This is a genomic window from Faecalibacterium sp. Marseille-Q0746 (assembly GCF_017377595.1).
In the GTDB taxonomy this organism is placed as follows: domain Bacteria; phylum Bacillota; class Clostridia; order Oscillospirales; family Ruminococcaceae; genus Faecalibacterium; species Faecalibacterium duncaniae.
On record NZ_JAFREI010000013.1, the window covers coordinates 51,045 to 72,692 of the forward strand.

The 21,648-nt window shown below is 58.2% G+C and carries 22 protein-coding genes; 8 read left to right on the top strand and 14 right to left on the bottom strand.

Annotated elements, in window-relative coordinates; all coding sequences use genetic code 11:
* Positions 1–147: 147 nt before the first annotated feature.
* Positions 148–1,755: an MBL fold metallo-hydrolase RNA specificity domain-containing protein gene (locus J3351_RS08750; RefSeq protein ID WP_207697554.1), complete on the top strand. Its 1,608-nt coding sequence runs from the start codon at positions 148–150 to the stop codon at positions 1,753–1,755.
* A 140-nt stretch (positions 1,756–1,895) separates the two neighbouring features.
* On the opposite strand, the gene J3351_RS08755 is transcribed toward J3351_RS08750, so the two are convergent.
* The 5 genes from J3351_RS08755 to J3351_RS08775 all read right to left on the bottom strand — a co-directional run bounded on the left by J3351_RS08755 (position 1,896) and on the right by J3351_RS08775 (position 4,524).
* The gene (locus tag J3351_RS08755; RefSeq protein WP_207697555.1) at positions 1,896–2,261 is read right to left on the bottom strand and encodes a hypothetical protein; all 366 of its coding nucleotides are present in this window, start codon (positions 2,259–2,261) and stop codon (positions 1,896–1,898) included.
* Positions 2,262–2,406: 145 nt separating this feature from the next.
* Entirely contained in the window at positions 2,407–3,048 is a 642-nt protein-coding gene (locus tag J3351_RS08760; protein ID WP_207697556.1) for a PrsW family glutamic-type intramembrane protease, read from the bottom strand.
* Positions 3,035–3,655 (bottom strand): hypothetical protein, encoded by a 621-nt coding sequence (locus J3351_RS08765; protein ID WP_207697557.1) that lies wholly within the window; start codon positions 3,653–3,655, stop codon positions 3,035–3,037. The genes J3351_RS08760 and J3351_RS08765 overlap by 14 nt, the downstream gene beginning before the upstream one ends.
* Positions 3,645–3,989, bottom strand: a complete 345-nt coding sequence (locus J3351_RS08770; protein ID WP_117534128.1) for a hypothetical protein — start codon at positions 3,987–3,989, stop codon at positions 3,645–3,647. Before J3351_RS08770 ends, J3351_RS08765 begins: the two co-directional genes overlap by 11 nt.
* Positions 3,979–4,524 carry an RNA polymerase sigma factor gene (locus J3351_RS08775; RefSeq protein WP_097771212.1) on the bottom strand — a complete coding sequence of 182 codons (546 nt, stop codon included), beginning with the start codon at positions 4,522–4,524 and terminating at the stop codon, positions 3,979–3,981. The genes J3351_RS08770 and J3351_RS08775 overlap by 11 nt, the downstream gene beginning before the upstream one ends.
* Positions 4,525–4,710: 186 nt before the next feature.
* On the opposite strand from J3351_RS08775, the gene J3351_RS08780 reads away from it, so the two are divergent.
* The 3 genes from J3351_RS08780 (at position 4,711) to J3351_RS08790 (ending at position 8,241) form a co-directional block, all read left to right on the top strand.
* On the top strand, positions 4,711–6,081 hold the full coding sequence (locus J3351_RS08780; RefSeq protein WP_207697558.1) for a sodium-dependent transporter: 1,371 nt from the start codon (positions 4,711–4,713) through the stop codon (positions 6,079–6,081).
* A 152-nt stretch (positions 6,082–6,233) separates the two neighbouring features.
* The gene (locus tag J3351_RS08785) at positions 6,234–6,959 is read left to right on the top strand and encodes a LytTR family DNA-binding domain-containing protein (RefSeq protein WP_207697559.1); all 726 of its coding nucleotides are present in this window, start codon (positions 6,234–6,236) and stop codon (positions 6,957–6,959) included.
* The gene (locus J3351_RS08790) at positions 6,952–8,241 is read left to right on the top strand and encodes a sensor histidine kinase (RefSeq protein WP_207697560.1); all 1,290 of its coding nucleotides are present in this window, start codon (positions 6,952–6,954) and stop codon (positions 8,239–8,241) included. The genes J3351_RS08785 and J3351_RS08790 overlap by 8 nt, the downstream gene beginning before the upstream one ends.
* A gap of 479 nt (positions 8,242–8,720) precedes the next feature.
* Here J3351_RS08790 and J3351_RS08800 read toward each other — a convergent pair whose 3' ends face one another.
* From J3351_RS08800 to J3351_RS08810, 3 genes are read right to left on the bottom strand one after another with little or no spacing between them, the layout of a single operon-like run.
* Complete coding sequence (locus tag J3351_RS08800) at positions 8,721–9,158, bottom strand: aspartate carbamoyltransferase regulatory subunit (RefSeq protein ID WP_005934452.1); 438 nt, start codon at positions 9,156–9,158, stop codon at positions 8,721–8,723.
* Between the two features lies 1 nt (position 9,159).
* Positions 9,160–10,101: an aspartate carbamoyltransferase gene (pyrB, locus tag J3351_RS08805; RefSeq protein ID WP_035394477.1), complete on the bottom strand. Its 942-nt coding sequence runs from the start codon at positions 10,099–10,101 to the stop codon at positions 9,160–9,162.
* Positions 10,102–10,115: 14 nt separating this feature from the next.
* Positions 10,116–10,871, bottom strand: coding sequence for a GntR family transcriptional regulator (locus J3351_RS08810; protein WP_005934447.1), 756 nt, complete (start codon positions 10,869–10,871; stop codon positions 10,116–10,118).
* Between the two features lie 187 nt (positions 10,872–11,058).
* Here J3351_RS08810 and J3351_RS08815 point away from each other — a divergent pair, with 187 nt between their 5' ends.
* A complete protein-coding gene (locus tag J3351_RS08815) occupies positions 11,059–11,601 on the top strand; it encodes a GNAT family N-acetyltransferase (RefSeq protein ID WP_207697561.1) in 543 nt (180 codons plus the stop codon).
* Between the two features lie 41 nt (positions 11,602–11,642).
* On the opposite strand, the gene J3351_RS08820 is transcribed toward J3351_RS08815, so the two are convergent.
* Positions 11,643–13,016, bottom strand: coding sequence for an MATE family efflux transporter (locus J3351_RS08820; protein ID WP_207697562.1), 1,374 nt, complete (start codon positions 13,014–13,016; stop codon positions 11,643–11,645).
* 180 nt (positions 13,017–13,196) lie between these two features.
* On the bottom strand, positions 13,197–15,212 hold the full coding sequence (locus tag J3351_RS08825) for a TIM-barrel domain-containing protein (protein ID WP_207697563.1): 2,016 nt from the start codon (positions 15,210–15,212) through the stop codon (positions 13,197–13,199).
* Between the two features lie 240 nt (positions 15,213–15,452).
* Between J3351_RS08825 and J3351_RS08830 the strand changes: the two genes are divergently transcribed.
* The 3 genes from J3351_RS08830 to eis all read left to right on the top strand — a co-directional run bounded on the left by J3351_RS08830 (position 15,453) and on the right by eis (position 18,713).
* Positions 15,453–16,073 (top strand): sugar transferase, encoded by a 621-nt coding sequence (locus tag J3351_RS08830; protein ID WP_097771204.1) that lies wholly within the window; start codon positions 15,453–15,455, stop codon positions 16,071–16,073.
* An 80-nt stretch (positions 16,074–16,153) separates the two neighbouring features.
* Complete coding sequence (gene aspS / locus J3351_RS08835; protein WP_097771203.1) at positions 16,154–17,488, top strand: aspartate--tRNA(Asn) ligase; 1,335 nt, start codon at positions 16,154–16,156, stop codon at positions 17,486–17,488.
* 16 nt (positions 17,489–17,504) lie between these two features.
* Complete coding sequence (eis, locus tag J3351_RS08840) at positions 17,505–18,713, top strand: enhanced intracellular survival protein Eis (RefSeq protein WP_097771202.1); 1,209 nt, start codon at positions 17,505–17,507, stop codon at positions 18,711–18,713.
* Between the two features lie 106 nt (positions 18,714–18,819).
* Here the strand turns inward: eis and J3351_RS08845 are convergent, their stop codons facing one another.
* From J3351_RS08845 to J3351_RS08860, 4 genes are read right to left on the bottom strand one after another with little or no spacing between them, the layout of a single operon-like run.
* A complete protein-coding gene (locus J3351_RS08845; RefSeq protein ID WP_207697564.1) occupies positions 18,820–19,458 on the bottom strand; it encodes a GDSL-type esterase/lipase family protein in 639 nt (212 codons plus the stop codon).
* 30 nt (positions 19,459–19,488) lie between these two features.
* Positions 19,489–20,418: an ROK family protein gene (locus J3351_RS08850; RefSeq protein WP_207697565.1), complete on the bottom strand. Its 930-nt coding sequence runs from the start codon at positions 20,416–20,418 to the stop codon at positions 19,489–19,491.
* A gap of 15 nt (positions 20,419–20,433) precedes the next feature.
* Entirely contained in the window at positions 20,434–21,138 is a 705-nt protein-coding gene (locus tag J3351_RS08855) for an N-acetylmannosamine-6-phosphate 2-epimerase (RefSeq protein WP_005934431.1), read from the bottom strand.
* A complete protein-coding gene (locus J3351_RS08860; protein WP_207697566.1) occupies positions 21,131–21,592 on the bottom strand; it encodes a YhcH/YjgK/YiaL family protein in 462 nt (153 codons plus the stop codon). The genes J3351_RS08855 and J3351_RS08860 overlap by 8 nt, the downstream gene beginning before the upstream one ends.
* Positions 21,593–21,648 lie beyond the last annotated feature (56 nt).

Genomic DNA, 21,648 nt, shown 5'->3' on the forward strand with positions numbered 1-21,648 from the left:
CTCAATTGGGGGTGGTTTGTCAAGATTGTATAAAAACTTTTTCAAAATTTCGGCGCTTTGCCCGATAACTCTTTACACGATTTGGGCAGATGGACGCGGCGAGTTATGCTATACTAAGGGTGCAAAACCGAACTGGGAGGTGTATCTATGAAGCTCACATTTTTGGGAGCCAACCACGAGGTCACGGGCAGCTGCACCCTGCTGGAAGCAGCTGGGCAGCGCTACCTCATCGACTGCGGCATGGAGCAGGGGAAGGATGTTTACGAGAACCAGCCCTTTCCTGTGGCACCGGGTGAAATTGACGGCGTGCTGGTGACCCATGCGCATATCGACCACACAGGCCAGCTGCCGCTGCTGGTGCGCAACGGCTTCCGGGGCAGGATCTATGCCACCAAGCCCACGACCCAGCTGTGCAGCATCATGCTGCGGGACTCTGCCCACATTCAGGAGTTTGAAGCTGAGTGGAAGAACCGCAAGGCGAAGCGTGCCGGTGCCGAGCCGGTGGAGCCGATGTACACCGTGCAGGATGCCGAGGCGGCCATGCAGCTGTTCCGGGGCATGGAGTATAACACTAAGATCGAACTGGCCCCGGGCCTTGTCCTCCGCTTCATCGATGTGGGCCATCTGCTGGGCTCTTCCAGCATCGAGATCTGGGTCACTGAGAGCGGCACCACCACCAAGCTGGTCTTTTCCGGAGACATCGGCAACCAGCATCAGCCCATCATCAAGGACCCGACAACGATCCGGGACGCGGACTATGTGTTTATGGAGTCTACGTATGGCGACCGCAGCCACGGTCCCCGTCCGGACTATGTGGGGGAGCTGAGCAGGATCCTGCAGCGCACCTTTGACCGGGGCGGCAATGTGGTCATCCCCAGCTTTGCGGTGGGCCGTACCCAGGAGCTGCTCTACTTTATCCGTGAGATCAAAAAAGAGGGACTGGTCACCGGCCACGGCAATTTTCCGGTCTACATCGACAGCCCCCTTGCCATTGAGGCGACCCGCATCTTCAAAGATACCGACCCCGACTGCTTTGACGAGGATACCCGGGCGCTGCTGGCCCAGGGCATCGATCCCATCCAGTTCCCGGGGCTGCAGGTCAGCGTGACCAGCGATGAGTCCCGGATGATCAACGCCGACCGGGTGCCCAAGGTCATCATCTCGGCCAGCGGCATGTGCGAGGCAGGCCGCATTCGCCACCACCTCAAGCACAATCTGTGGAGGCCGGAGTGCACGATCCTTTTTGTGGGCTATCAGGCCGTGGGAACGCTGGGCCGCACCCTGATCGATGGTGCCGTCAATGTCAAGCTGTTCGGTGAGACCATCGACGTGCAGGCAGAGATCTGTCAGCTGACGGGCCTTTCGGGCCATGCCGACCGCGAGGGCCTGCTGGCCTGGGTGAACGCGTTCAGCCCCAAACCCAAGCGGGTGTTCGTCATCCATGGCGAGGACGAGGTGGAGAACATCTTTGCCCAGACCCTGACCGAACAGGGCTTTACCGCCTGTGCGCCATATAATGGAGAGCAGTGGGCCATTGGGGCCGAGGGTGCGGTCTGCCTGCAGGAAGGCTCCCGTGTCCGGCTGGAGCACAAGCCCAGCGAGGGCGCGTCCCGCGCCGCAACGGTGTTCCAGCGGCTGGTCAGCGCCGGCAAGCGGCTGCTCCGCGTCATCGAGCACAACGAGGGCGGGGCCAACAAGGATCTTGCCAAGTTTGCCGACCAGATCAACGCCCTGTGCGACAAGTGGGACAGATAACCATAGAACCAGAAAAAACAGCACGCCGTTCGGTTTCGGCGTGCTGTTTTTGGTTGAAAGGGAAAAGGCTCTGCCGGGAGAAACGGCAGAGCCTTTTCGGGGTATGGAGAAAAGTGTGTGGGAGAAGAGCATGGAGGGCGCTACTGGTCGTCAGAGAGGCTTTGGGAGGAAGCCTTGTCTGCAGCATCCGGGGAGAAGGGGCGGTGCAGTGCTTTGTACTGCCTGTACCGGATGCCGAGCAACGTGAATACAACGCCGGTGACAAAGGAGCCGACGCTGACCACGATATAGGCATCAGCGCCGCTGTGCAGCAGCACCGAGCCGTACCCGGCCAGAACGATGGAAAGACCCGGAACATGCTCCTGATACAGCAGGGACGCAATGCCGACTGTCAACAACAGACAAACTGCGGAGAGAGTGCAGTTGATTCGATGTGCCCGCCTTTGACGAAGCCTGCGTGTGCGGCGGCGAATTTCCTCCATACGAACACTCGCCTTCTGGGTCATGGACAGTCCCTCCTTTTGAGAGATCATCAGAGCGGCTGCTTTCCGTCCTCTCTATCTCCTATAATACAGTTCGCGCCGATTCCTTTCACCCAAATTTGAAAAAAGTTCAAAAAAATTTCCCGCTCCGGAGAAGAGCGGGAAACGGTCAGCGAAAAACAGTGTGCCTGCCCCTGTGAAGCAGCCTTGCCGCAAACAGGGTGACGATGATGGCAGAAGGAAAGAAGTACCCGACCATCTGCCAGAAGCCGTCGGCGGTGATCAGCAGGTTGTAGATGCCGTGCAGCACCATGCAGACCCCCAGAATCCCCACCGTGCCGGTGCAGGTGAGCCACGGACGGCGGAACACATAGGCCAGTGCCAGACCGGTCAGGATGCCGCAGACCAGATGCAGGGCCCCGGCGGACATGCCGCGGATGAGCAGGAAAACAAAACTTCCTGCACCGTTTTCGGTCAGGTAGCAGACGTTTTCAAAGGTAGCAAAGCCCACTGCAATGCCAATGGCCGCAGGAGTCAGCTTGTGGGAATCCGGCTCAAAGATCAAAAAGTAGAGCAGCAGAGGCAGCAGCTTCAGGATCTCCTCGCAGACAGGTGCGATCTCAATGGCGGTGGTCACGGCACTGCACTGGTTCCGCCCCATGAAAAAGCTGCTGACATAAGCCGAAAGCAGGCAGGTGGCCATGCCCAGCACCACGAACAGGGTAAAGCGCCGGGGGCTGCCCGATGTGAACAGCAGGGAGAGCAGCATGGGAAGCGCCAGGCACAAAAAGATGTTTTCAATGTAGGTCATGGGGCTCCTCCTGCAGGATACGGGGCAGGAAGCTGACCAGCGTGAGGGTCAACAGGATGTCCACAGCATAGTAAAGGCTGAACCGGGTGTAATCACGGATGAACCCGGAGGCAACGAACAGAAGAATCTGCAACAGCATTTCAAACAGAAGTGCGATCTCATAAGGCCGGAGCCGTTTTTCCTTTTGCAGGGCCGAAAAACAGAGGTAGGCCAGCGTGCCAAAGGTGAGCGCCAGCACACCAGACATCAGCGGAGAGGGGCCAAACACCTGCACCCGCATGACAACTCCGGCAATGACCACCCCGGCCGCCAGCGCAAAAGGCGAGAACGGCGGGCGCAGGCCCTCCCAATAGAGGATCTCCAGCGAGAGAAAAAAGAAATACGAGGCCATCCAGGAGCATTCGGCCACATAAAACACCTGCGGCCCATGGCCCAGAATGATCAGATGGAGCAGGTAGTACAAAGTGCCCATCATAAAGCTGGCGTAGCCGAACGCCAGGATCAGGCAGGAGCGGCTGCTGCGCCGGAAGGCGAGGAGAAAGGCGAGGAGCGCCATCGCAGCCAGCACGATCACCTGAAAGGTGTTGTCAATGATCTCAAAGCTCATCGTCGTCCCTCGTGTGCTTCTTTTCACTGCTGCGGCGCAGGCGGTAGAGCAGGATGGTCACGCAGGAGCCCAGCAGGAACGAGAGTACGCCCACCAGGATATAACCGTCGGCTCCGCGCTCACTCAGCATCCCGGCGGTGCCGGTGGGGGAAACATGCAGCGCGACCGATGTGCCTGCCCAGCCGGGCATGGCAAGGCCCAGGCAGACCACCAGCACCAGACAGGCCGCCATACAGCCTGCATCGATCAGCAGCATCTGCCGTGCGCGCGCCTGACGCTGCAGCTGGGCCGTGCGCTGGCGGATCAGCGCCATCCGTTCGGCATCAGTTTTCATACTGATATCCCTCCTGTTCCAAAAGTTGTTTCAGCTGCTGCTTGCCCCGGTACACAAGGTTCGTTACCTGCTGCTCGGTGCGTCCCAGTACCTGTGCGGCCTGCCGGTAGCTCAGTTCTTCAAAATAGACCAGAAAAAGTGTCTCCCGGTATTCCTTTTTGAGCTTGCCCAGTGCGGCGTACAGCTGCTGGTGCTGTTCGTTCTGGAGCGATCCAGTCTCGGCCAGTGCCTCGTCCGGCAGTTCAAAAGGCAGTTCCTCCAGCGGCAGAAAAAACCGCCGCCGGGTCTTGCAGCGCAATGCGAGATTGCGCCCGGTTTTATAGAGGTAAGCCTTGAAGCAGCCATCCTGAATGGGCCGCTCTCTTGCAAAAATATGGGCAAAGGCTTCGATCATCAGATCCTCTGCCTCGTGGATATCGCCCAGCACGCCGTTGATGTAAAGGGTCAGCGCGTCGCCATACCGCTCCACCAACAGCTGAGCGGCAGCTTCGTCTCCGGCCAGATACTTCCGGTAGGCTGTTTCGTCTGAGACCATCCGGTTGTTCCTTTCCGTGTTGTACACATTTCATCTTGTCTATTTTATATAAGATGAAAGAAATTTGCAAGGGAAAATACGAAAAAGCACTCCATTCTCTTCCAATTTGTGATATAATAAACTGATTTCGCCTGTTTTTCGTGCAGAAGGCGGGCGGCTGAAATTATTGGAGGGGACAAATTTATTATGGAACGTGAAACGCTGAAATCGCGGCTGGGCTTCATCCTGCTGTCGGCAGGCTGTGCCATCGGCATTGGCAACGTATGGAAATTTCCTTATATGGCAGGTCAGGGCGGCGGAGGAGCCTTTGTACTGTTTTACCTGCTGTTCCTGGTCATTCTGGGTCTGCCCATTATGACCATGGAATTTGCTGTGGGCCGTGCCAGCCGCAAAAGCCCGGTGCGTGCCTATCAGGTGCTGGAAAAGCCGGGCCAGAAGTGGCATATCCACGGCTATTTTACCCTGATCGGCTGTTACCTGCTGATGATGTTCTACACCACCGTTGCAGGCTGGATGCTGCACTATTTCTATATGACCGCCGCCGGAAAGCTCTCCGGCTTGAACGCAGACGAGGTGGCGGGCAAGTTCACCGAGATGCTGGCAAGCCCCGGCATTATGACCTTCTGGATGGTGTTCGTGGTCGTTCTGAGCATTCTGGTCTGCGCTAAGGGCCTGCAGAATGGTCTGGAGCGTGTGACCAAGGGCATGATGATCGCCCTGCTCCTCATCATGGTCATTCTGGCTGTGAACAGCCTTTTCATGGATGGCGCAAAGGAGGGTCTTTCCTTCTTCCTGGTGCCTGACTTTGGCCGCATGAAGGAGGTAGGCATCGTCAACACCCTGGTGGGTGCGATGAATCAGGCCTTTTTCACCCTGAGCCTGGGCATCGGTGCTATGTCTATTTTTGGCAGCTACATCGGCAAGGAGCACTCCCTGCTGGGCGAGAGCGTCCGTGTGGTGGTGCTGGATACCTTTGTGGCCATCACGGCCGGTCTCATCATCTTCCCGGCCTGCTTTACCTTTGGTGTGGATCAGACTGCAGGTCCCAGCCTGATCTTCATTACTCTGCCCAACATTTTTGCCAACATGGCGCTGGGGCGGCTGTGGGGCAGCCTGTTCTTCCTGTTCATGGCATTTGCGGCCCTGTCCACCGTGCTGGCGGTGTTTGAGAACATCATCTGCTGCGGCATGGAGCTGACCGGCTGCACCCGTAAAAAGTCCAGTCTGGTCAACCTGTTCCTCATCATCCTGCTGTCCATGCCCTGCGTGCTGGGGTATAACCTCTGGGCCTGGGATGGATTTGCCGTGTTTGGCGGTGCGGTGCTGGACTTTGAGGATTTCCTTGTCAGTAACCTGTTCCTGCCGCTGGGCAGCCTGGTCTACCTGCTGTTCTGCGTTTCCCGCTATGGCTGGGGCTGGGACAACTATAAAAAAGAAGTCAACACCGGCGAGGGGATGAAGATCCACGATTGGATGCGTGGTTACCTGACCTACGGTCTGCCCGTGATCGTGCTGTTCATCTTCGCCTTTGGCATCTACGACAAGTTCTTTGCATAAGGAAATAAACCCTCTCAGTCTCGCATTCGCTCGCCAGCTCCCCAAGGAGGGCAACGCATCTGATGGGCAAACATGAAGTCAGAGCAGTAATTGCCTCGCCCTTTGGGAGAGGCGGAAGCACTGACGGAGAGGGCGTTTTGTTGGAGGACACAATGCACATTTTGATCTGTGATGACGATGCGGTATTTGCTGCCCGCGTGGAAACGCTCGTCCGGGATTTCTTTGCGCGGCGGGGCCTGCAGGTGGAATGCACCGTCTGCCACAGCGGGGAAGAGACACTGGCCCGGCGGGACCTTGATCTGTATCAGGTGGCGCTGCTGGATGTGGATCTGGACACCATGAACGGCATCTCACTGGGAAAGCAGCTGCGCCAGTGCAGCCCGGAGATCTGCCTGGTGTATGTGTCGGCCTATCTGGAATTTGCCCCGGAGGGCTACACCGTGAATGCGTTCCGCTATATCCTCAAGCGCGACCTGGACTGCCAGCTGCCCCGCTGTCTGGATGCCATTCTGCACGAGCAGGATCACCGGACTCCCAAGACCCTGACCATCCGGCAGAACCGCACCGAGACCGAGCTGCCCTACGACAGCATCTACTACCTCGAAAGCGACCTGCGCAAGATCAACGTTTACGGAGATGTGGCTCATCAGCCCCTGTGCTCCTACTATGGCAAGCTGAACGAGCTGCCGCAGGCCCTGTTTGAGAACGGCTTTCTGCGGGTGGGGCGGAGCGCGGTGGTCAATATGAAGTACATCCGGCAGATCAGCAGCTATATGGTTACCCTGCGCAACGGGGTCAAGCTGGGCGTGAGCCGGAACGGCTATGCTGAAATTCGCAGCACCTATCTGGAATGGAAGGGGCAGTTTGGGGATGACTAAGGAAATGCTCTGGTTTCTGATGGGGCATCTGGTCTGCATTGGCCAGTGGGCGGCCTTTATCATGGTGGACCATGCATTTCTGGGCTGCGGCAGGAGATTCCGCTTTCCCTGCCTGTGGGCAGCCCTGCTGGCAGCAGTATTTCTGGCGGCTTCGATCCGGCATGACATTGGTTTTTTCAATATCGGATCTGTGATATTGAACGTCATCTACCTGTTGGTCACGGTGCTCTTTTTCGGCGGAAGCTGGAACCAGAAGCTCTCGGCCTGCCTTGTCAACGGCATTATGTGCCTGCTGACGGAAAATACAGTCAGCTACACCTTTGCCTGGTGTAAGCACATTCCCGTCCGGGAGGTCTGGCGCTACCGCAGCTGTCTGTTCCTGCTGGTTGCTGCTGTTGTGGGGGCTGGCCTGCTTGCAGCCTACATTATCCGGCGCTGGCGGCGGGAGCAGGCGTTGACCCCGCTGCAGATGCTGGTCATGTCCTTCTTTCCTGGCATCGTTGTGGTGCTGAACATCGTGCTGATGGTATCCGGCGGCAGTGAAGTGCCCAGCATGATGAACATGATGTTGACCTTTGGTCTGACCATAGCAGTGCTGATCCATCTGGGGATCGTGCAGATGGTCAACGACCAGATGCTGCAGCAGCAGACACTGATGGTGGAGGCTGTGCGCCAGAAGAAGAGCGCAGAAGCTCTTCTGGAATCCTACAAGACTCAGCGGCGGCTGACCCATGAGTTCACCAACCACACCGAGGCACTGGCTCTGCTGCTCCAGCAAGGAGATTACGAGGGCGCAAAGGCCTACCTCTCCACGCTCACAAAGACCATTGCGGCGAATACCACCATTATGAACACCCACAACCCCTTATTAGATGCCCTGCTCAGCAAAAAGTACGAGGAAGCCAGCCGAAAAGGGGTCATGGTCTATTTTGATCTGCCCGATCTGCGGGATATGCCCATGGGCCAGACGGATCTTGTGATCGTGCTCTCCAACCTGCTCAACAATGCCATTGAGGCCGCCGCGCAGGCTGATCCGCCGGAGGTCTATGTGCGGATGCGGAAGAGCGAGGACGAGGTGGTGCTCTCTGTCCGCAACCGGGTGGAGAAGGACCTGAATCTCGCGGACGGCCAGCTGCCCCGCATCTCTCAGAAAGGGGCGGGCCACGGCTTCGGGCTGTGGAACGTGCGGGATGTGCTGAAAAAATACGGCGGCGAATATACCATCAGCTGCCGGGGGTGCTGGTTCCGCTTTACCTGCACCATCCCGCTCCGCAAATTATGACATGAAACCCTGCAGAATATGACATTTGGGGTGAAAGTTTCATTGGAATCTGCTACAATGAAATCAAGTTAAAGGCAGGAGCGCCTCCCCGCTGTATGGTTTGCGGCCGACAGAGGAAGGAACATCCGGGAACGCAGGCGTGTGTGCGTGGGCCGGAACGTCTTTACGAATAAAAAGTCTGACGAAGCTCTGAATGGCGATCTTGGGGGATTGCTGCAGATAGAGACCTTCTGAATGCACTGCACCTGCACGGCATCGTATGTGGGAATGGGATGCCGGGCGGTGCTGCCGGAGGGAGCTTTGTCGGGCTTTTTTTGTTTGAGATCAGGCCGGAAGGAGGACGGTGTGGAGCATGGCTGCACCTGCACGGAAGCGGGCATCCTGCTGGATATCTTCACCCCGATGCGGGAGGATTTCGTGTAACAAACAAAAAAGGCAGTGCGCCGCGTGGGACGCACTGCCTTTTGCTTTTGTACCGATTATTCCGGCTTCACCTGCAGCTCCTGCTCACAGTAGATGCAGCGGTATTTGCCGTTGGAGCTCATCTCAAAGATCTGGTCGCATTCCTCTTCAATGGAGGAGATGCAGCGGGGATTGCGGCACCGCACAATGTTCACCAGACGCTTGGGGGGCTTCGGCTTTTCCTTGCGCACAGCCTTGCCGTTTTCGATCACGGTCACGCTGATGTCAGGGTCAAGGTAGGCCAGCACGTCCAGGTTCAGCCAGGAGGCATCCCCCTCAACCTTGATGATGTCCTTGCGGCCGCAGTCGGCCTTGTGGGAGCGCGCATTCTGGATCAGTGCCACGTTGGCGGTCTTGTTGCCGGTGATGCCCAGCAGCTCCATCAGGCCCACAGCGGTGCCTGCCTTGATGTGGTCGATCACAATGCCGTTCTGGATCTCGTCAATATTCAGCATATCAGTTGCCCTCCTTCGGTGCCTTGGGGTCGGCAAGACCCAGCAGCGTCATGATCAGTGCCATGCGGATGTATACGCCGTTCTGCACCTGCTCAAAGTAGGCGGCACGGGGGTCATTGTCCACATCCAGTGCGATCTCGTTCACGCGGGGCAGGGGATGCAGCACTGCCATTTCAGGCTTGGCAAGGGCCATCTTTTCGCTGGTCAGGATGTAGCTGTTCTTCAGGCGGATGTAATCCTCCTCGTTGAAGAAACGCTCCTTCTGCACACGGGTCATGTACAGAATATCCAGCTCGGGCATGGATTCCTCCAGGCTCCGGGTCTCACGGTACTCGATGCCGTTGGCCTCCAGCACATCCTTGATGATGTAGTCGGGCACCCGCAGTTCCTCGGGGCTGATGAGCACAAAGCGGATGTTCTTGCAGCGTGCCATGGTCTTGATGAGAGAATGGACGGTGCGGCCGAACTTCAGATCGCCGCACAGGCCGATGGTCAGGTTATCCAGCCGACCCATCCGGGTGCGGATGGTCATCAGATCGGTCATGGTCTGGGTGGGGTGCTGGTGGCCGCCGTCACCGGCATTGATGACCGGGATGCGGGAGTAGCGGGAAGCGCGGAACGGTGCGCCCTCTTTGGGATGGCGCATTGCCACGATATCAGCATAGCAGGAGACCACACGGATGGTATCTGCAACGCTTTCTCCCTTGGAAGCGCTGGAGACGGTCTCGCTCGGGAAGCCCAGTACATGGCCACCCAGGTTCAGCATGGCCGCCTCAAAGGAAAGGCGGGTGCGGGTAGACGGCTCATAGAACAAGGTGGCAAGCTTTTTGTGGGCCGCAACGTCCTGGTAAGCGGCAGGATCGGAGCGGATGCGGTCGGCCAGATCCAGCAGAGAGGTGATCTCCTCCTGGCTGAAATCCAAGGGATCGATGAGATGGCGCATGAATTTTACCTCCGTCAAAGTAATTTTCGTAGAATGGAAAAATCGAAGAAATTCGTGTAATAACTCAGTGAGCGCATGACCGGGTGGCACAGACGGTTGAAGCAGATCTCATCCAGCAGCAGCATGGCCTCGCCGGGAGCAAGACGCATGGCAGCCCGGATGGCCTCGTCGCCGCAGCTGGCCTTGAGGTGGGCCACATTCGAGGAGATCTGCTGGTTGCATTCCTGCTCCAGGATATCGAACACGCCGCCGCTCAGGTCGATGCGGGTGTAGTCCCGGCTGCCAAAGAGGGCACGGGGCAGATAATCGATGGAGTAGATGACCGGGGTGGTGTCGGCCAGGATGCGTTTTTTGATGCAGATGACCTCATCCCCCGGTGCAATGGCAAGATCCCGGGCAAGCTCGGCCCCGGCGCGGATGGGATAGATCTGGATGCCATCGGCGTGGGGGTAGCTGCCAAAGCTGCGGATCAGCGGGTAATATTCCAGCTTCTGGTCAAGGCGGCTGCGCAGGCCAAGCACAGTGCGGTTGACCACTGTGCCAATGCCGCGCACACGCTCGATGTAACCGGCGCGCTCCATCTCGCTCAGCGCGTCCCGGATCACGGTACGGCTGACACCGAGTTCCGCGGCCAGATCGACCTCGGCGGGCAGGCGGTCGGCATCGGCGTAGCGGCCGGTGCGCAGTTCTTCCAGAAGCGCCGCAACGACACGGTCACTGATGACCGCACCGCCCAGGCGGATGGATGACGAAGAGCTGGATTCTTTCATGGGCTGTTCCTCCGGTTCGCGGGCGGGGCAGTGCCCGCCTGGACTTGGGAAAACCTGCCCTGCAACCCAAAAGCTGCGCCGGACAGATTTTCTTACTTTCATTATAGCATGATTTGACTTTATTTTGAATGGTAATTATACTGGAATCCAGCAGAAAGTATGATTTTATTTTTGGAGGGTTCACAAAATGGAACTGATACTGCAAAAAGTGTGTGGCCGGTCTGCACAGCTTCCCATTCGCCTGCGCCGGTGCGGCCCTGCGGATGCCGCCGCATTCTTTGCTTTGCAGAACGAAGTGCGGGCCGCCATGCCCCACCCGGAGCAGTTTGTGCCGGACACACTGGAGAATATCACGGCCTATCTGAGGGAGGACCTGTGCATCGGAGCATACGACGGCGAACGGCTGGGGGCGTACTTTATCCTGCGCTACTGCGGCCGGAGCGCGCACAACTATGCGGCCTTTCTGGGGGTGCCCCGGGAGGAGTGGGAGCACTGGGTCAATGCAGACAGCGCAGTGGTCCACCCGGACTGGCGAGGCAACGGTCTGCAGCGGAAGCTGCTGGAAGCGGCGCTGCCCCTTGTCCGGCCCGGCATCGTGGGCATCGGGGCCACCGTCAGCCCGGAGAATCAATACAGCCTGAACAATGCCCTTGCCTGCGGTTTTGTCATTGCCGACCGCCGTGAGATGTACGGCGGGTATGACCGATATCTGTTAAAGAAGATGCTGTAAACAAAAACGCTCTCCTGCTGAGCACAGGAGAGCGTTTTTTGTTATGCGACCAGGCGGCTCTCTTCCTTCAGCTGATCGTTCATCTTTTTGCGCACGACCAGCAGGCAGATGAGATGCACCCCTGCGGTCAGGGCCCAGCTGATGGGATAGCTGATGTACAGCGTGCCGGTGGAGCGGAACATCCGGAAGATGGTTGCGATCCAGACCAGACGGAGCAGGCAGCTGCCCACCAGACTGACGATCATGGGGATCACCGAGTAGCCGCGGCCGCGCAGGCAGCTGGCCAGAGTGTCCATTATGCCGCACAGGAAGTAGGCAGTGCAGATGATCTGCATCCGGGACAGGCCGGCAGCCACCACGGCTTCATCCGTGGAGTAGAAGTGCAGCAGGACCTCACCGCCAAAGTAAGCGCCGCAGCCCAGGAACAGGCCCGCCACAGTGACGCAGAGCAGACAGTTGCGCATGACGCGGTCGAGGTTGTCGTACCGGCGGGCACCCACGTTCTGGCTGGTAAAGGTCACGGCCGCCTGCGCAAAGGCATTCATGCCGGTGTAGATGAAGCCCTCGAGGTTGGATGCGGCAGAGTTTCCGGCCACGACCGTGGAGCCAAAGGAATTGATAGCCGACTGGATCACCACGTTGGACAGGCTGAACACGGTGCTCTGCAGACCGGCGGGCAGGCCGATCTGGATGATCTGCAGCAGGGCTTTCTTGTGGAAGCCCAGATGCCGCAGGTCAAGGTGCATGGCACCCTCTTCCTTGACCAGCAGCACCGTGACCATAATGGCGGATACCGTCTGGCTGAGGATGGTGGCCAGCGCAACACCCGCCACGCTCATCTGGAACACGATGACGAACAGCAGGTTCAGCACCACATTGATGACACCTGCCACCGCCAGACAGACCAGCGGGCGGCGGGTGTCGCCCACGGCACGCAGCAGGGAGGCGTTGAAGTTGTACAGCATGGTCATCGGCATTCCGATGAAGTAGATCTTCAGGTAAAGGGTGGCAAGGTCAATGACATCCTCGGGGCTGGACATCAGTTCCAGCAGGCCGTGGGCTGCAAAAAAGCCCACAAAAGCCATCAGTACGCCGCCCACAAGGCTCAGGGTAACAGCGGTCTGCACCGCTTCGTGCACGCCCTGGTCATCCTTTGCGCCATAGCAGCGGGCAGCCACAACGTTTGCACCCAGCGCAAGGCCGACAAACAGGTTGACCAGCAGGTTGATGAGCGCACCGTTGGAACCAACTGCTGCCAGCGCGGCGCTGCCGACGAACCGGCCCACCACGACCACATCGGCAGCATTGAACAGCAGCTGCAAAAAGCTGGATGCCGCCAACGGCAGGGAAAACAGGATGATCTTTTTCAGCATCGGGCCGCTGGTCAGATCACCGGCCTGGGACATTTGTGCCATGAAAGCTCCGCCTCCTTTGAAACTTCTCTCATACTCTTGCACCAAAATTGAAGCGTAAAAAATGCGCCGTGCCGTTTTGCGGCACAACGCAATTGTAAAGAACATCTATATTATAATACAGTTTTCTGTAAAATACAAGATGCTGCGCAGGGGAGATCCTGCCTTTCCGGGGCACTTCGATCAGGAATGATGGATCTGCAGCGTTTTCCAGTGCTCTTTCTTCTCATATTCTGTTGTCACGCCGTCATCCCGGTACATCCGGTACTCAGCAGATTCGCCGTCGGGCAGGAAGCTCCACAGGGTCAGGCTGGCATCATCCAGCTCAGAGGTGCTGTTGGCGGGCTGTGCCACGGGAACGATGTGACCCGGACGGAGGAACAACAGCACTTCGTCCAGCGCACAGCGGATATAGTGGTGCCCGGCGGGCAGGATCTCTTCATCGTAGTCATCCACAGCCCGCAGGCGCAGGAGCTTCATGGATTCGGGCAGGTAGACATGCCGCCCGTGGGCATTCTGGACATAGACGGGAGCGGCCATCAGGCCATCGCCCAGCAGAAGCTGATCTTCCACCTCCCGGGCATCGGGGTCATCCGGGTAGTCGAAGGCCAACGGCCGGAAGTAGCTGGTGTTTTCCAGCGCGGCCTTCATAAATTCGCTGTACAGGTAGGGCAGCAGGGCGTAGCGCAGACGGATCATATTGCGCACAGCGGGCAGCACCTCGGGGAAGCGGTAGTATTCCTGCATCCGGGTGCCAACTGCGGAGTGGTTGCGCATCAGCGGGGTGAGCAGACCGAACTCAAGCCAGCGCAGGGCAAGATCCGGCGTGGTATCGGAGGAGAAGCCGCAGAGGTCGGCACCGCTGTACAGGAAACCGCACATCTGGACACTGGGCATCATCTGGATGTTGGCCAGCAGTTGGGCCCAGCTGGAATTGTTGTCGCCCAGCCAGATGCCGCCGTAGCGGTGGCTGCCAATGAAGCTGGAGCGGCTGTAAAGCAGGGTGCGCTGGCCCGGGCGCAGGTCGGCAAAGGCTTCGCCAGCGGCGCGGGTCATGCTGCCGCCGTAGAGGTTGTGAACCTGATCGTGGCGCACCTTCTGGCCGTCCACCTCGTGGTAGAAGCTGGCGTAGTCTGCCGGGCTGTTCATCAGTCCCATGGCACCGCCTACCACGCGCGGGAAGAACTCCTCCTGCTCAATGTTGTCCTTCTCCCGCAGGGCGGCCATATCGTTCAGAAAAGCGCGCAGCCGCTCAGGTGAGTAGAAGAGGGAGGGCTCGTTCATATCGTTCCAGAAGCCCTCGATGCCGCAGTCGGTCAGGGCCTTGTATTTGTGACCGAACCACTCCCGCACCTCAGGGCGCAGGAAGTCGGCAAAATAGGCCTTGCCGGGCCAGACTGCCGCCACAAAGGGGGTCCCATCGGCCTTTTTGCAGAAGTATCCTTTTTCCAGCCCTTCGGTGCAGGTGGGGTCGTTGGGGTCGATGCGCACGCCGGCATCGATGATGGGCACCAGACGGATGCCCTGCGCTTTCAGGTCTGCGGAGAGCTTTGTAAGGTCTGGAAAACGTTCCTTGTTTACGGTGAAATCGGCATAGTCCTGCATGTACTCGATGTCCATACAGATCATGTCCAGCGGCAGGTCGTGCTCCTTGTACTGGCGTGCAACTTCCCGTACGTCCTCCTCGGTCTTGTAGCCCCAGCGGCTCTGTGCCAGACCGAATGCCCACTTGGGTGGGATGTAGCTGCGGCCGATGAGGGTGCGGAACTCCTTGCAGATCGCATTTTCGTTCCCGCCGGAGAGGAGATACAGATCGTAGTCTGGGGTCTCAGTGTGGAAAGAGAAAAGATCGTGGCGGGTATAGCCGATGTCGTAATACACCTTGCCCGGGAAATCCACGAACAGGCCAAAGCAGGTGCTGCCGTCCCGCACCAGCAGGAAATTGTGCGCACCATAGAAGGAAAGCTTGTCCTCACTGTGGCGGGATTCGTCGGTGTTGTTGGTGATGTAGTGCCAGCCGCGCTTGTTGATGCCGCGGGGCATTTCCCCCAGACCGTAGACCGCAGCCTGCTCACTGAGGGGGAACCGCCAGCCGGTGCCATCGGGAGTCAGAAAGGGAACGGGGCCGCTTTCCGCGGGAAGAGACAGTACAACGCTCTGGGTGGGGAAGGGATGCCCGAAAGAAAAACGCTGGATCACAGAAAAGTCCTCCTGTTTCAGATAGAGTTGTTACTGTAATGATACGGCAGAAATCGTTCCGGAACAAGAGAGAAAACAGGATAAAAAATGCAACAAAACAGGCGTTTTGTGGTCTGCGCAACAGCCAATACTTTTGTTGCGCCTGCCGGAGCCCCTCGGGCGTGAAACTGCACGGAATGGATTGCAAACTGTCGAAGGGCTTGCTATAATAAAAGGTACTCTGAAAAGGGAGGATCTTCCATGTATCGAAACGGCATCAAGCGGCTGCTGGCGGTCATTCTGTCCCTCTGTGGCATGATCGTGCTCTCGCCGCTGCTGCTCATCCTCTGCCTTGCCATCAAGATCGATTCCCCGGGACCGATCTTTTTCAGGCAGAAGCGGGTGGGCATCCACAAACAGCATTTCAATATCCTCAAGTTCCGCACCATGCGCATCGACACCCCCCACGATATGCCCACCCACATGCTCAAGGACCCGGATCAGTATATCACCCGGGTGGGGCACTTCCTGCGCAAGACCAGTCTGGACGAGCTGCCCCAGCTCTGGAACATCTTTGTGGGCGATATGGCAGTCATCGGCCCGCGCCCGGCGCTGTGGAACCAGTATGATCTGCTGGCCGAGCGGGACAAGTACGGTGCCAACGATGTCCGCCCCGGCCTGACCGGCTGGGCCCAGATCCATGGGCGGGATGAGCTGGAGATCGTGGACAAGGCCCGGCTGGACGGCTACTATGTGGAGCACCTGAGCTTTGGCATGGACGTAAAGTGCTTCTTTGGCACCATCAGGGCGGTGCTCGACCACGACGGTGTGGTCGAGGGCGGCACCGGCACTTTGCACGAAGAGGAAAACCACAAGAAGTAAGACTGGCCTGGGCAGAATACTTGATTTATCCCCTGAAAAGCGTATAATAAAACGGTATAAGACATCAAAGGAGGATTTCCATGAATCGCACCTACATCAACGAGGTACAAAAGGAAATTGGCAATACGGTCAAGGTACAGGGCTTTATTGAAAACCTGCGCAACAGCAAGTATATGGCCTTTATCGTACTGAAGGATATCACCGGCAAGCTGCAGATCACGGTTGAAAAAGAGGATCATCCTGATCTGGTGGACACCATCGATCAGCTGACCCCTGATTCTGTCATCACTGTCACCGGCAAGGTGGTCGAGAACGACTACGTCAAGATGGGCGGCATTGAGATGATTCCCGAGGCCATCGAGGTGGAGAGCATTGCGGATGCACTGCCCATTGCCCGTAAGGCCATTGCCGCCACCAAGAAGAAAAAGGCAGTGGAGCGTTCCAGCATCGACCAGCGCATTGATTACCGCTGGGTCGATCTGCGCACCGACGAGAACCAGCTGATGTTCAAGGCCCAGAGCTGCATGGTCAACGCCATGCGCAAGTTCCTGCTGGACCAGAACTTCATCGAGATCCACACCCCCAAGCTGATCGCTGCTGCCAGCGAGAGCGGCTCTGAGGTGTTCAAGGTGGATTACTTCGACCGCAATGCCTATCTGGCACAGAGCCCCCAGTTCTACAAGCAGATGGCAATGGCTGCAGGCTTTGAGCGCATTTTCGAGACCGGCCCTGTGTTCCGCGCCGAGAAGAGCTATACCAACAAGCACGCCACGGAGTTCTCCGGCTTCGATCTGGAGTTCAGCTACATCACCTCTTACAAGGATGTCATGGCCATGGAGGAGCAGCTGCTCAAGGCTGGCCTGCAGGCTGTGAAGGACGCATACGGCGATCAGATCCAGGAACTGTTCGGCAAAGAAGTCATCGTGCCCGAGACCCCGTTCCCCGTGGTCAAGCTGGCTGACCTGTACAAGGGTCTGGAAGAGGACTTCGGCTATGTGGTGGACGATTCCGAGAAGGGCGACCTGACCACCGAGGCTGAGCGCCTGAGCTACGACTGGGTGAAGAAGCACTATAACCACGAGTTCCTCTTCGTCACGGATTACGATGCTGAGAAGCGCGCTTTCTACCACATGCGCGACGAGAACGGCGTGCCTCAGGGCTACGACCTGATCTGGCGCGGTGTGGAGATCACCACCGGTGCCCAGCGTGAGCACCGCTATGAGGTGCTGAAGAAGCAGGCCGAGGAAAAGGGTCTGGCTGAGGATGTCAAGTTCTATCTGGAGTTCTTCCAGTATGGCTGCCCCCCGCACGGCGGCTTCGGTCTGGGCATCGACCGCCTGACCATGCTGCTGGTGGGCGAGAGCATCAAGGACGCGGAGTTCCTGTTCCGCGGTCCCAACCGTCTGACCCCGTAAGGACGGGGGTGTTCGTATGAACGCCGCAGACCATTATCTGACCCGTTATCTGGAAGCGAAGGATCTGGATCAGTACAACGCACTGCTCCGCTACACCTTTCAGGTCACGGAAGAAGAGCTGACTGCCACAGGCTGGAAGGACGATGAGATCAAGCAGTCCAAGTTCCCGGTGCTGGAACGTGCCGATGTACTGGGCTGCTTTGATGGAGACACGCTGGTGTCCCAGTTTGCCGTCTATCCGCTGAAAATGAACATCTACGATACGGTCTACCATGTGGGCTTTGTCACCAGTGTCTGCACCTACCCGGAGTACACCGGGCAGGGCATTATGAAGCACCTGATGATCAAGGGTCTGACCCAAATGCACGAGGAGGGCAAATCCTTCGCCCTGCTCTACCCGTACAGCATTCCGCTGTACCATCATCTGGGCTGGGAGATCGTTTCCAACAAGATCTCGTTCAACATCAAGGACCGGCAGATCCCCACCAAGGTCAAGGCTCCCGGCTATGTCCGGCGTGTCAGCTGGGATAATACCGAGTTCCATGAGCTGCACTCCCACTTTGCGTCCATCACCCATGGCTGTCTGTTCCGCAACAGTCTGGCCTGGGAGGAATACTGGCGCTGGGATGAGGACGATACCAATGTTGCGGTCTACTACAACGTCAAGGATAAGCCCTGCGGCTACATGGTCTACCTCATCAAAAATGACATCATGCACATCAAGGAGATGGTCTACCTCAACCGCGAGGCCCAGAAAGGCTTGTGGGAGTATATCCATGCCCATGATTCCATGATCGATGAGGTGCACGGCAGCACCTATTTCAGCGAACCCATCGCCTTTGAGATGGACGATGGCGACATCAAGGAAAGCATCCGCCCCTATGCCATGGGACGCATCATCGACGTGGAGGATTTCCTCGCCGATTACCCCTGTGACCCGGACGGCGGCACCCTGTGCATCGAGCTGGAGATCGAGGACTCGCTTCTGCCATGGAACGACCGGACGTTCAACGTTCGCTTTGCGGATGGGCACTGCACCATGACCCGTGAACCCGCCGAGTATCACCTGAAAATGGGCATCGGCACCTTTACCACCCTGTTGCTGGGCTACAAGACCGCAGAGCGTCTGTATGAGCTGGAGCGCATCGAGGGCAGGGAAGAGGCTGTGGAACGGCTGGATGACGTGCTCTTCCATAAGATTCCATATATTTCGGATTACATCTGACAAAAGAAAACAACCCTCTCCGTCAAAGCCTTTTGCTTTGCCTGCTTTTCCCGAAAGGGTGAAGCGGCATTGCGAGGCAATGACGGAGAGGGTTGTTCTTTTTGACTCAGAGCAGCGTCGGCACCAGCTCAGCCAGCTTCTCAGCCAGCTGTGCATGGCCCTTACGGGTCAGGTGCATGAAGTCGATCTGGTTGAACTCGCAGCCTTCAGCGTTCAGGAAATGGACGTTGTTGCGCTCTGCAATGATCTTGTACCAGCCGGCAACGCCCTTGGACTTCTCCACACAGCCGTCGCCCATGACCTCATCGTGGAAGCCCTCCTTGATGCGCGGAGGAGCAACTACAAGAATGTTGGGTTCCTTGCCGCCCCAGCAGTCCACGGTCTTGCACTTCTGGATCAGGCGCTCCATGCCAGCGCCAATGCAGGCGGCGTTTGCGTTGAAGCGCTCTTTTACATCGTTGGTGCCCAGCATGATGATGAGCAGGTCGATGACTTCATGGCTCTTGAGCAGGGGATAGGCCACGCTCAGAGCATCCATGGACTCGTGGATGGGATCTGCAAAAACGGTGGTGCGGCCGGAAAGGCCCTCTTCGGTTACCAGATACTTGTCGCCCAGAGCAGTCTGCAGGCGGCAGGTCCACCGCTCGTCCTCGTTGAAGCGGATGCCGCCGTCGGCGTTATCCTTGGGGTCGGCACAATAACCGTGGGTGTTGGAATCGCCCAGGCAGAGAATATGTGTTTTCATCTCAATACACTCCTTTGATCGTTCAGATGATCAGGCTTCGCCGTGCTGCTGGCGGAAGTAATAGACTGCGCCTACCATACCGGCATCATTGTGCAGCTGGGCGGCGCGGATCTCCAGCCCCTCGGCAAAGGCGGGCATAACGGAGGCCCTGACTTTGGCGGCAATGGGCTCGATGAGCAGCTTCTGCTGGGCGCTCACGCCGCCGCCGATGAGAATGAGCTGCGGGTTGAAGATGTGCACCATGCCTGCAAGGCCCTGTGCGATCTCATCCGTCCAGGCATCCAGCAGGGCCAGAACGGTCTTGTTGCCAGCCTCTGCGGCAGCAAAAATGGCGCGGCCGTCTTTCCAGGCCGGGTCCTTTTCCTGTGCGGCCCGTACCAGAGCCGTGGTGGCGGCGTAGCGCTCCCAGCAGCCGGTGGCACCGCAGGTGCAGGGGATACCGTCCAGTGCATGGGTGCGGTAGTGGCCCAGCTCACCGCCCAGTCCGCGGGCACCCTCCAAAAGGCGGCCGCCGGTCAGGATGCCGCCGCCCACGCCGGTGCCCAGGGTCACGCCGATGACATCGGTATAACCCTTTGCACCGCCGACCCAGACCTCGCCCAGCGTCATGCAGTTGGCATCGTTGGCAACGGTGACGGGTAGGCCGAAGAGCCGTTCCAGTTCGGCCTGGATGGGGCTGTTGATGTAGTTGGGAAAGTTGCCGCAGGTACCGGCCACGATGCCTTTGCGGCTGTCGATCTGGCCGGTGGCCGAAACGCCCACACCTTCCAGCGTGTTCACGTCGATGTTCTGGGTCTCCACAAAGGCTTTTGCAGCTTTGAGCACGGTGGTCAGCACCGGGGTCTGGTATCCGTCAAAGTTGACGCTCTCCTCGGCCTTGGAGCCTACCGCGCCGGTCTCATCCACGATGCCCAGCTTGACGGCAGTGCCGCCGATATCGATCGCAAGATACTGTTTCATCTCAGTGTCTCCGTTTTACTTGTTCATGGCGTTGATGGCTCCGGTGAAGCGGGCCGTGATCTCGGCAGGGCGGGTGATGGCACCGCCCACCACCAGTGCAAAGGCACCGGCTTCCAGTGCCTTGACGGCCTGTTCGGGGTAGTGGATGTGGCCCTCGGCAATGACTTTGGCGGGGCACTCGGTGGCCAGCTTGTGGACGAAATCAAAATCGATGTCGTCAATGCCCTGGGTCTCAGGGGTGTAGCCGCGCATGGTGGTGCCCACAAAGTCGGCACCGGCCTCGGCACAGGCCATGGCGTTCTCAAAGTTGTCGCAGTCGGCCATCACCAGCTGATCCGGGTACTTTGCCTTGATGGCGCGGATGAACTCAGCGGAGGTGGAGCCGTCCGGGCGGAGAGCTCCCGTGCCCTGCACTGCCAGAATATCCACGCCGCAGGCCACCAGCTCGTCCACTTCCTTCATGGTCACAGTGATGTACATGGGGGTGCCGGGGTAGTCCTTTTTGATGATGCCGATCACGGGCAGGTCCACGACCTCCTTGATCTGGGTGATGTCCCGCACGGTGTTGGCACGGATGCCCACCGCGCCGCTCATGGCGGCAGCCTTGGCCATCAGGGGCATCACGCCGCCCTCTTTGGTGTACAGGGGCTCGTGCTCCAATGCCTGGCAGGAGACGATCAGCCCGCCCTTGATCTGAGCAAACAGTTTTTCCTTATCCATGATACTTATCCTCCATCTTGATCTTGACAACAGCTTTGCGGACACGATCGCAGCTGGGCATTTCCACGCCGGGGCGGTGCAGCTCACCGGGGAAAAAGAGGACGAATCGCCCCTCGCCCAGAGTGCCGAAAACGGCATCCTCGCTGTCCTTTTTGCCGATATCCGGCTGGTAGGGCTCCACCTCGGTGCCGGGGTCAGTCTCGTAGCCCCAGCCCTCGCCGCCGGTCAGGTCGATCTGCAGATCGGCGTAGAGCCGGTGATATTCGGCGTGGGAACCGGTGTGGGGCTTGAGATCGGCATCCATTACATTGATGAACACCTCGTCGCCGTCCACTTCGGTACGGCCCAGCGGCAGGGTATCCAGCGGGTGTGCAGCCAGAAACTCAATGGCCGTGTCGAGGTTTTTGTGGAATCCCTTGTACAGATGCAGTTGATCCAGGGTATCGCAGATCATACGCTTTCCCTCCAAAAAAGAAGCGCCCGCCTCCCCTCTGAAAAGAGACGGAGAGG

Excerpts from the sequence above, each read along its gene's own strand:
- J3351_RS08750 (WP_207697554.1), top strand. The coding sequence starts at position 148 with ATGAAGCTCACATTTTTGGGAGCCAACCACGAGGTCACGGGCAGCTGC.
- J3351_RS08755 (WP_207697555.1), bottom strand. The coding sequence starts at position 2,261 with ATGACCCAGAAGGCGAGTGTTCGTATGGAGGAAATTCGCCGCCGCACA.
- J3351_RS08760 (WP_207697556.1), bottom strand. The coding sequence starts at position 3,048 with ATGACCTACATTGAAAACATCTTTTTGTGCCTGGCGCTTCCCATGCTG.
- J3351_RS08765 (WP_207697557.1), bottom strand. The coding sequence starts at position 3,655 with ATGAGCTTTGAGATCATTGACAACACCTTTCAGGTGATCGTGCTGGCT.
- J3351_RS08770 (WP_117534128.1), bottom strand. The coding sequence starts at position 3,989 with ATGAAAACTGATGCCGAACGGATGGCGCTGATCCGCCAGCGCACGGCC.
- J3351_RS08775 (WP_097771212.1), bottom strand. The coding sequence starts at position 4,524 with ATGGTCTCAGACGAAACAGCCTACCGGAAGTATCTGGCCGGAGACGAA.
- J3351_RS08780 (WP_207697558.1), top strand. The coding sequence starts at position 4,711 with ATGGAACGTGAAACGCTGAAATCGCGGCTGGGCTTCATCCTGCTGTCG.
- J3351_RS08785 (WP_207697559.1), top strand. The coding sequence starts at position 6,234 with ATGCACATTTTGATCTGTGATGACGATGCGGTATTTGCTGCCCGCGTG.
- J3351_RS08790 (WP_207697560.1), top strand. The coding sequence starts at position 6,952 with ATGACTAAGGAAATGCTCTGGTTTCTGATGGGGCATCTGGTCTGCATT.
- J3351_RS08800 (WP_005934452.1), bottom strand. The coding sequence starts at position 9,158 with ATGCTGAATATTGACGAGATCCAGAACGGCATTGTGATCGACCACATC.
- pyrB (WP_035394477.1), bottom strand. The coding sequence starts at position 10,101 with ATGCGCCATCTCATCGATCCCTTGGATTTCAGCCAGGAGGAGATCACC.
- J3351_RS08810 (WP_005934447.1), bottom strand. The coding sequence starts at position 10,871 with ATGAAAGAATCCAGCTCTTCGTCATCCATCCGCCTGGGCGGTGCGGTC.
- J3351_RS08815 (WP_207697561.1), top strand. The coding sequence starts at position 11,059 with ATGGAACTGATACTGCAAAAAGTGTGTGGCCGGTCTGCACAGCTTCCC.
- J3351_RS08820 (WP_207697562.1), bottom strand. The coding sequence starts at position 13,016 with ATGGCACAAATGTCCCAGGCCGGTGATCTGACCAGCGGCCCGATGCTG.
- J3351_RS08830 (WP_097771204.1), top strand. The coding sequence starts at position 15,453 with ATGTATCGAAACGGCATCAAGCGGCTGCTGGCGGTCATTCTGTCCCTC.
- aspS (WP_097771203.1), top strand. The coding sequence starts at position 16,154 with ATGAATCGCACCTACATCAACGAGGTACAAAAGGAAATTGGCAATACG.
- eis (WP_097771202.1), top strand. The coding sequence starts at position 17,505 with ATGAACGCCGCAGACCATTATCTGACCCGTTATCTGGAAGCGAAGGAT.
- J3351_RS08845 (WP_207697564.1), bottom strand. The coding sequence starts at position 19,458 with ATGAAAACACATATTCTCTGCCTGGGCGATTCCAACACCCACGGTTAT.
- J3351_RS08850 (WP_207697565.1), bottom strand. The coding sequence starts at position 20,418 with ATGAAACAGTATCTTGCGATCGATATCGGCGGCACTGCCGTCAAGCTG.
- J3351_RS08855 (WP_005934431.1), bottom strand. The coding sequence starts at position 21,138 with ATGGATAAGGAAAAACTGTTTGCTCAGATCAAGGGCGGGCTGATCGTC.
- J3351_RS08860 (WP_207697566.1), bottom strand. The coding sequence starts at position 21,592 with ATGATCTGCGATACCCTGGATCAACTGCATCTGTACAAGGGATTCCAC.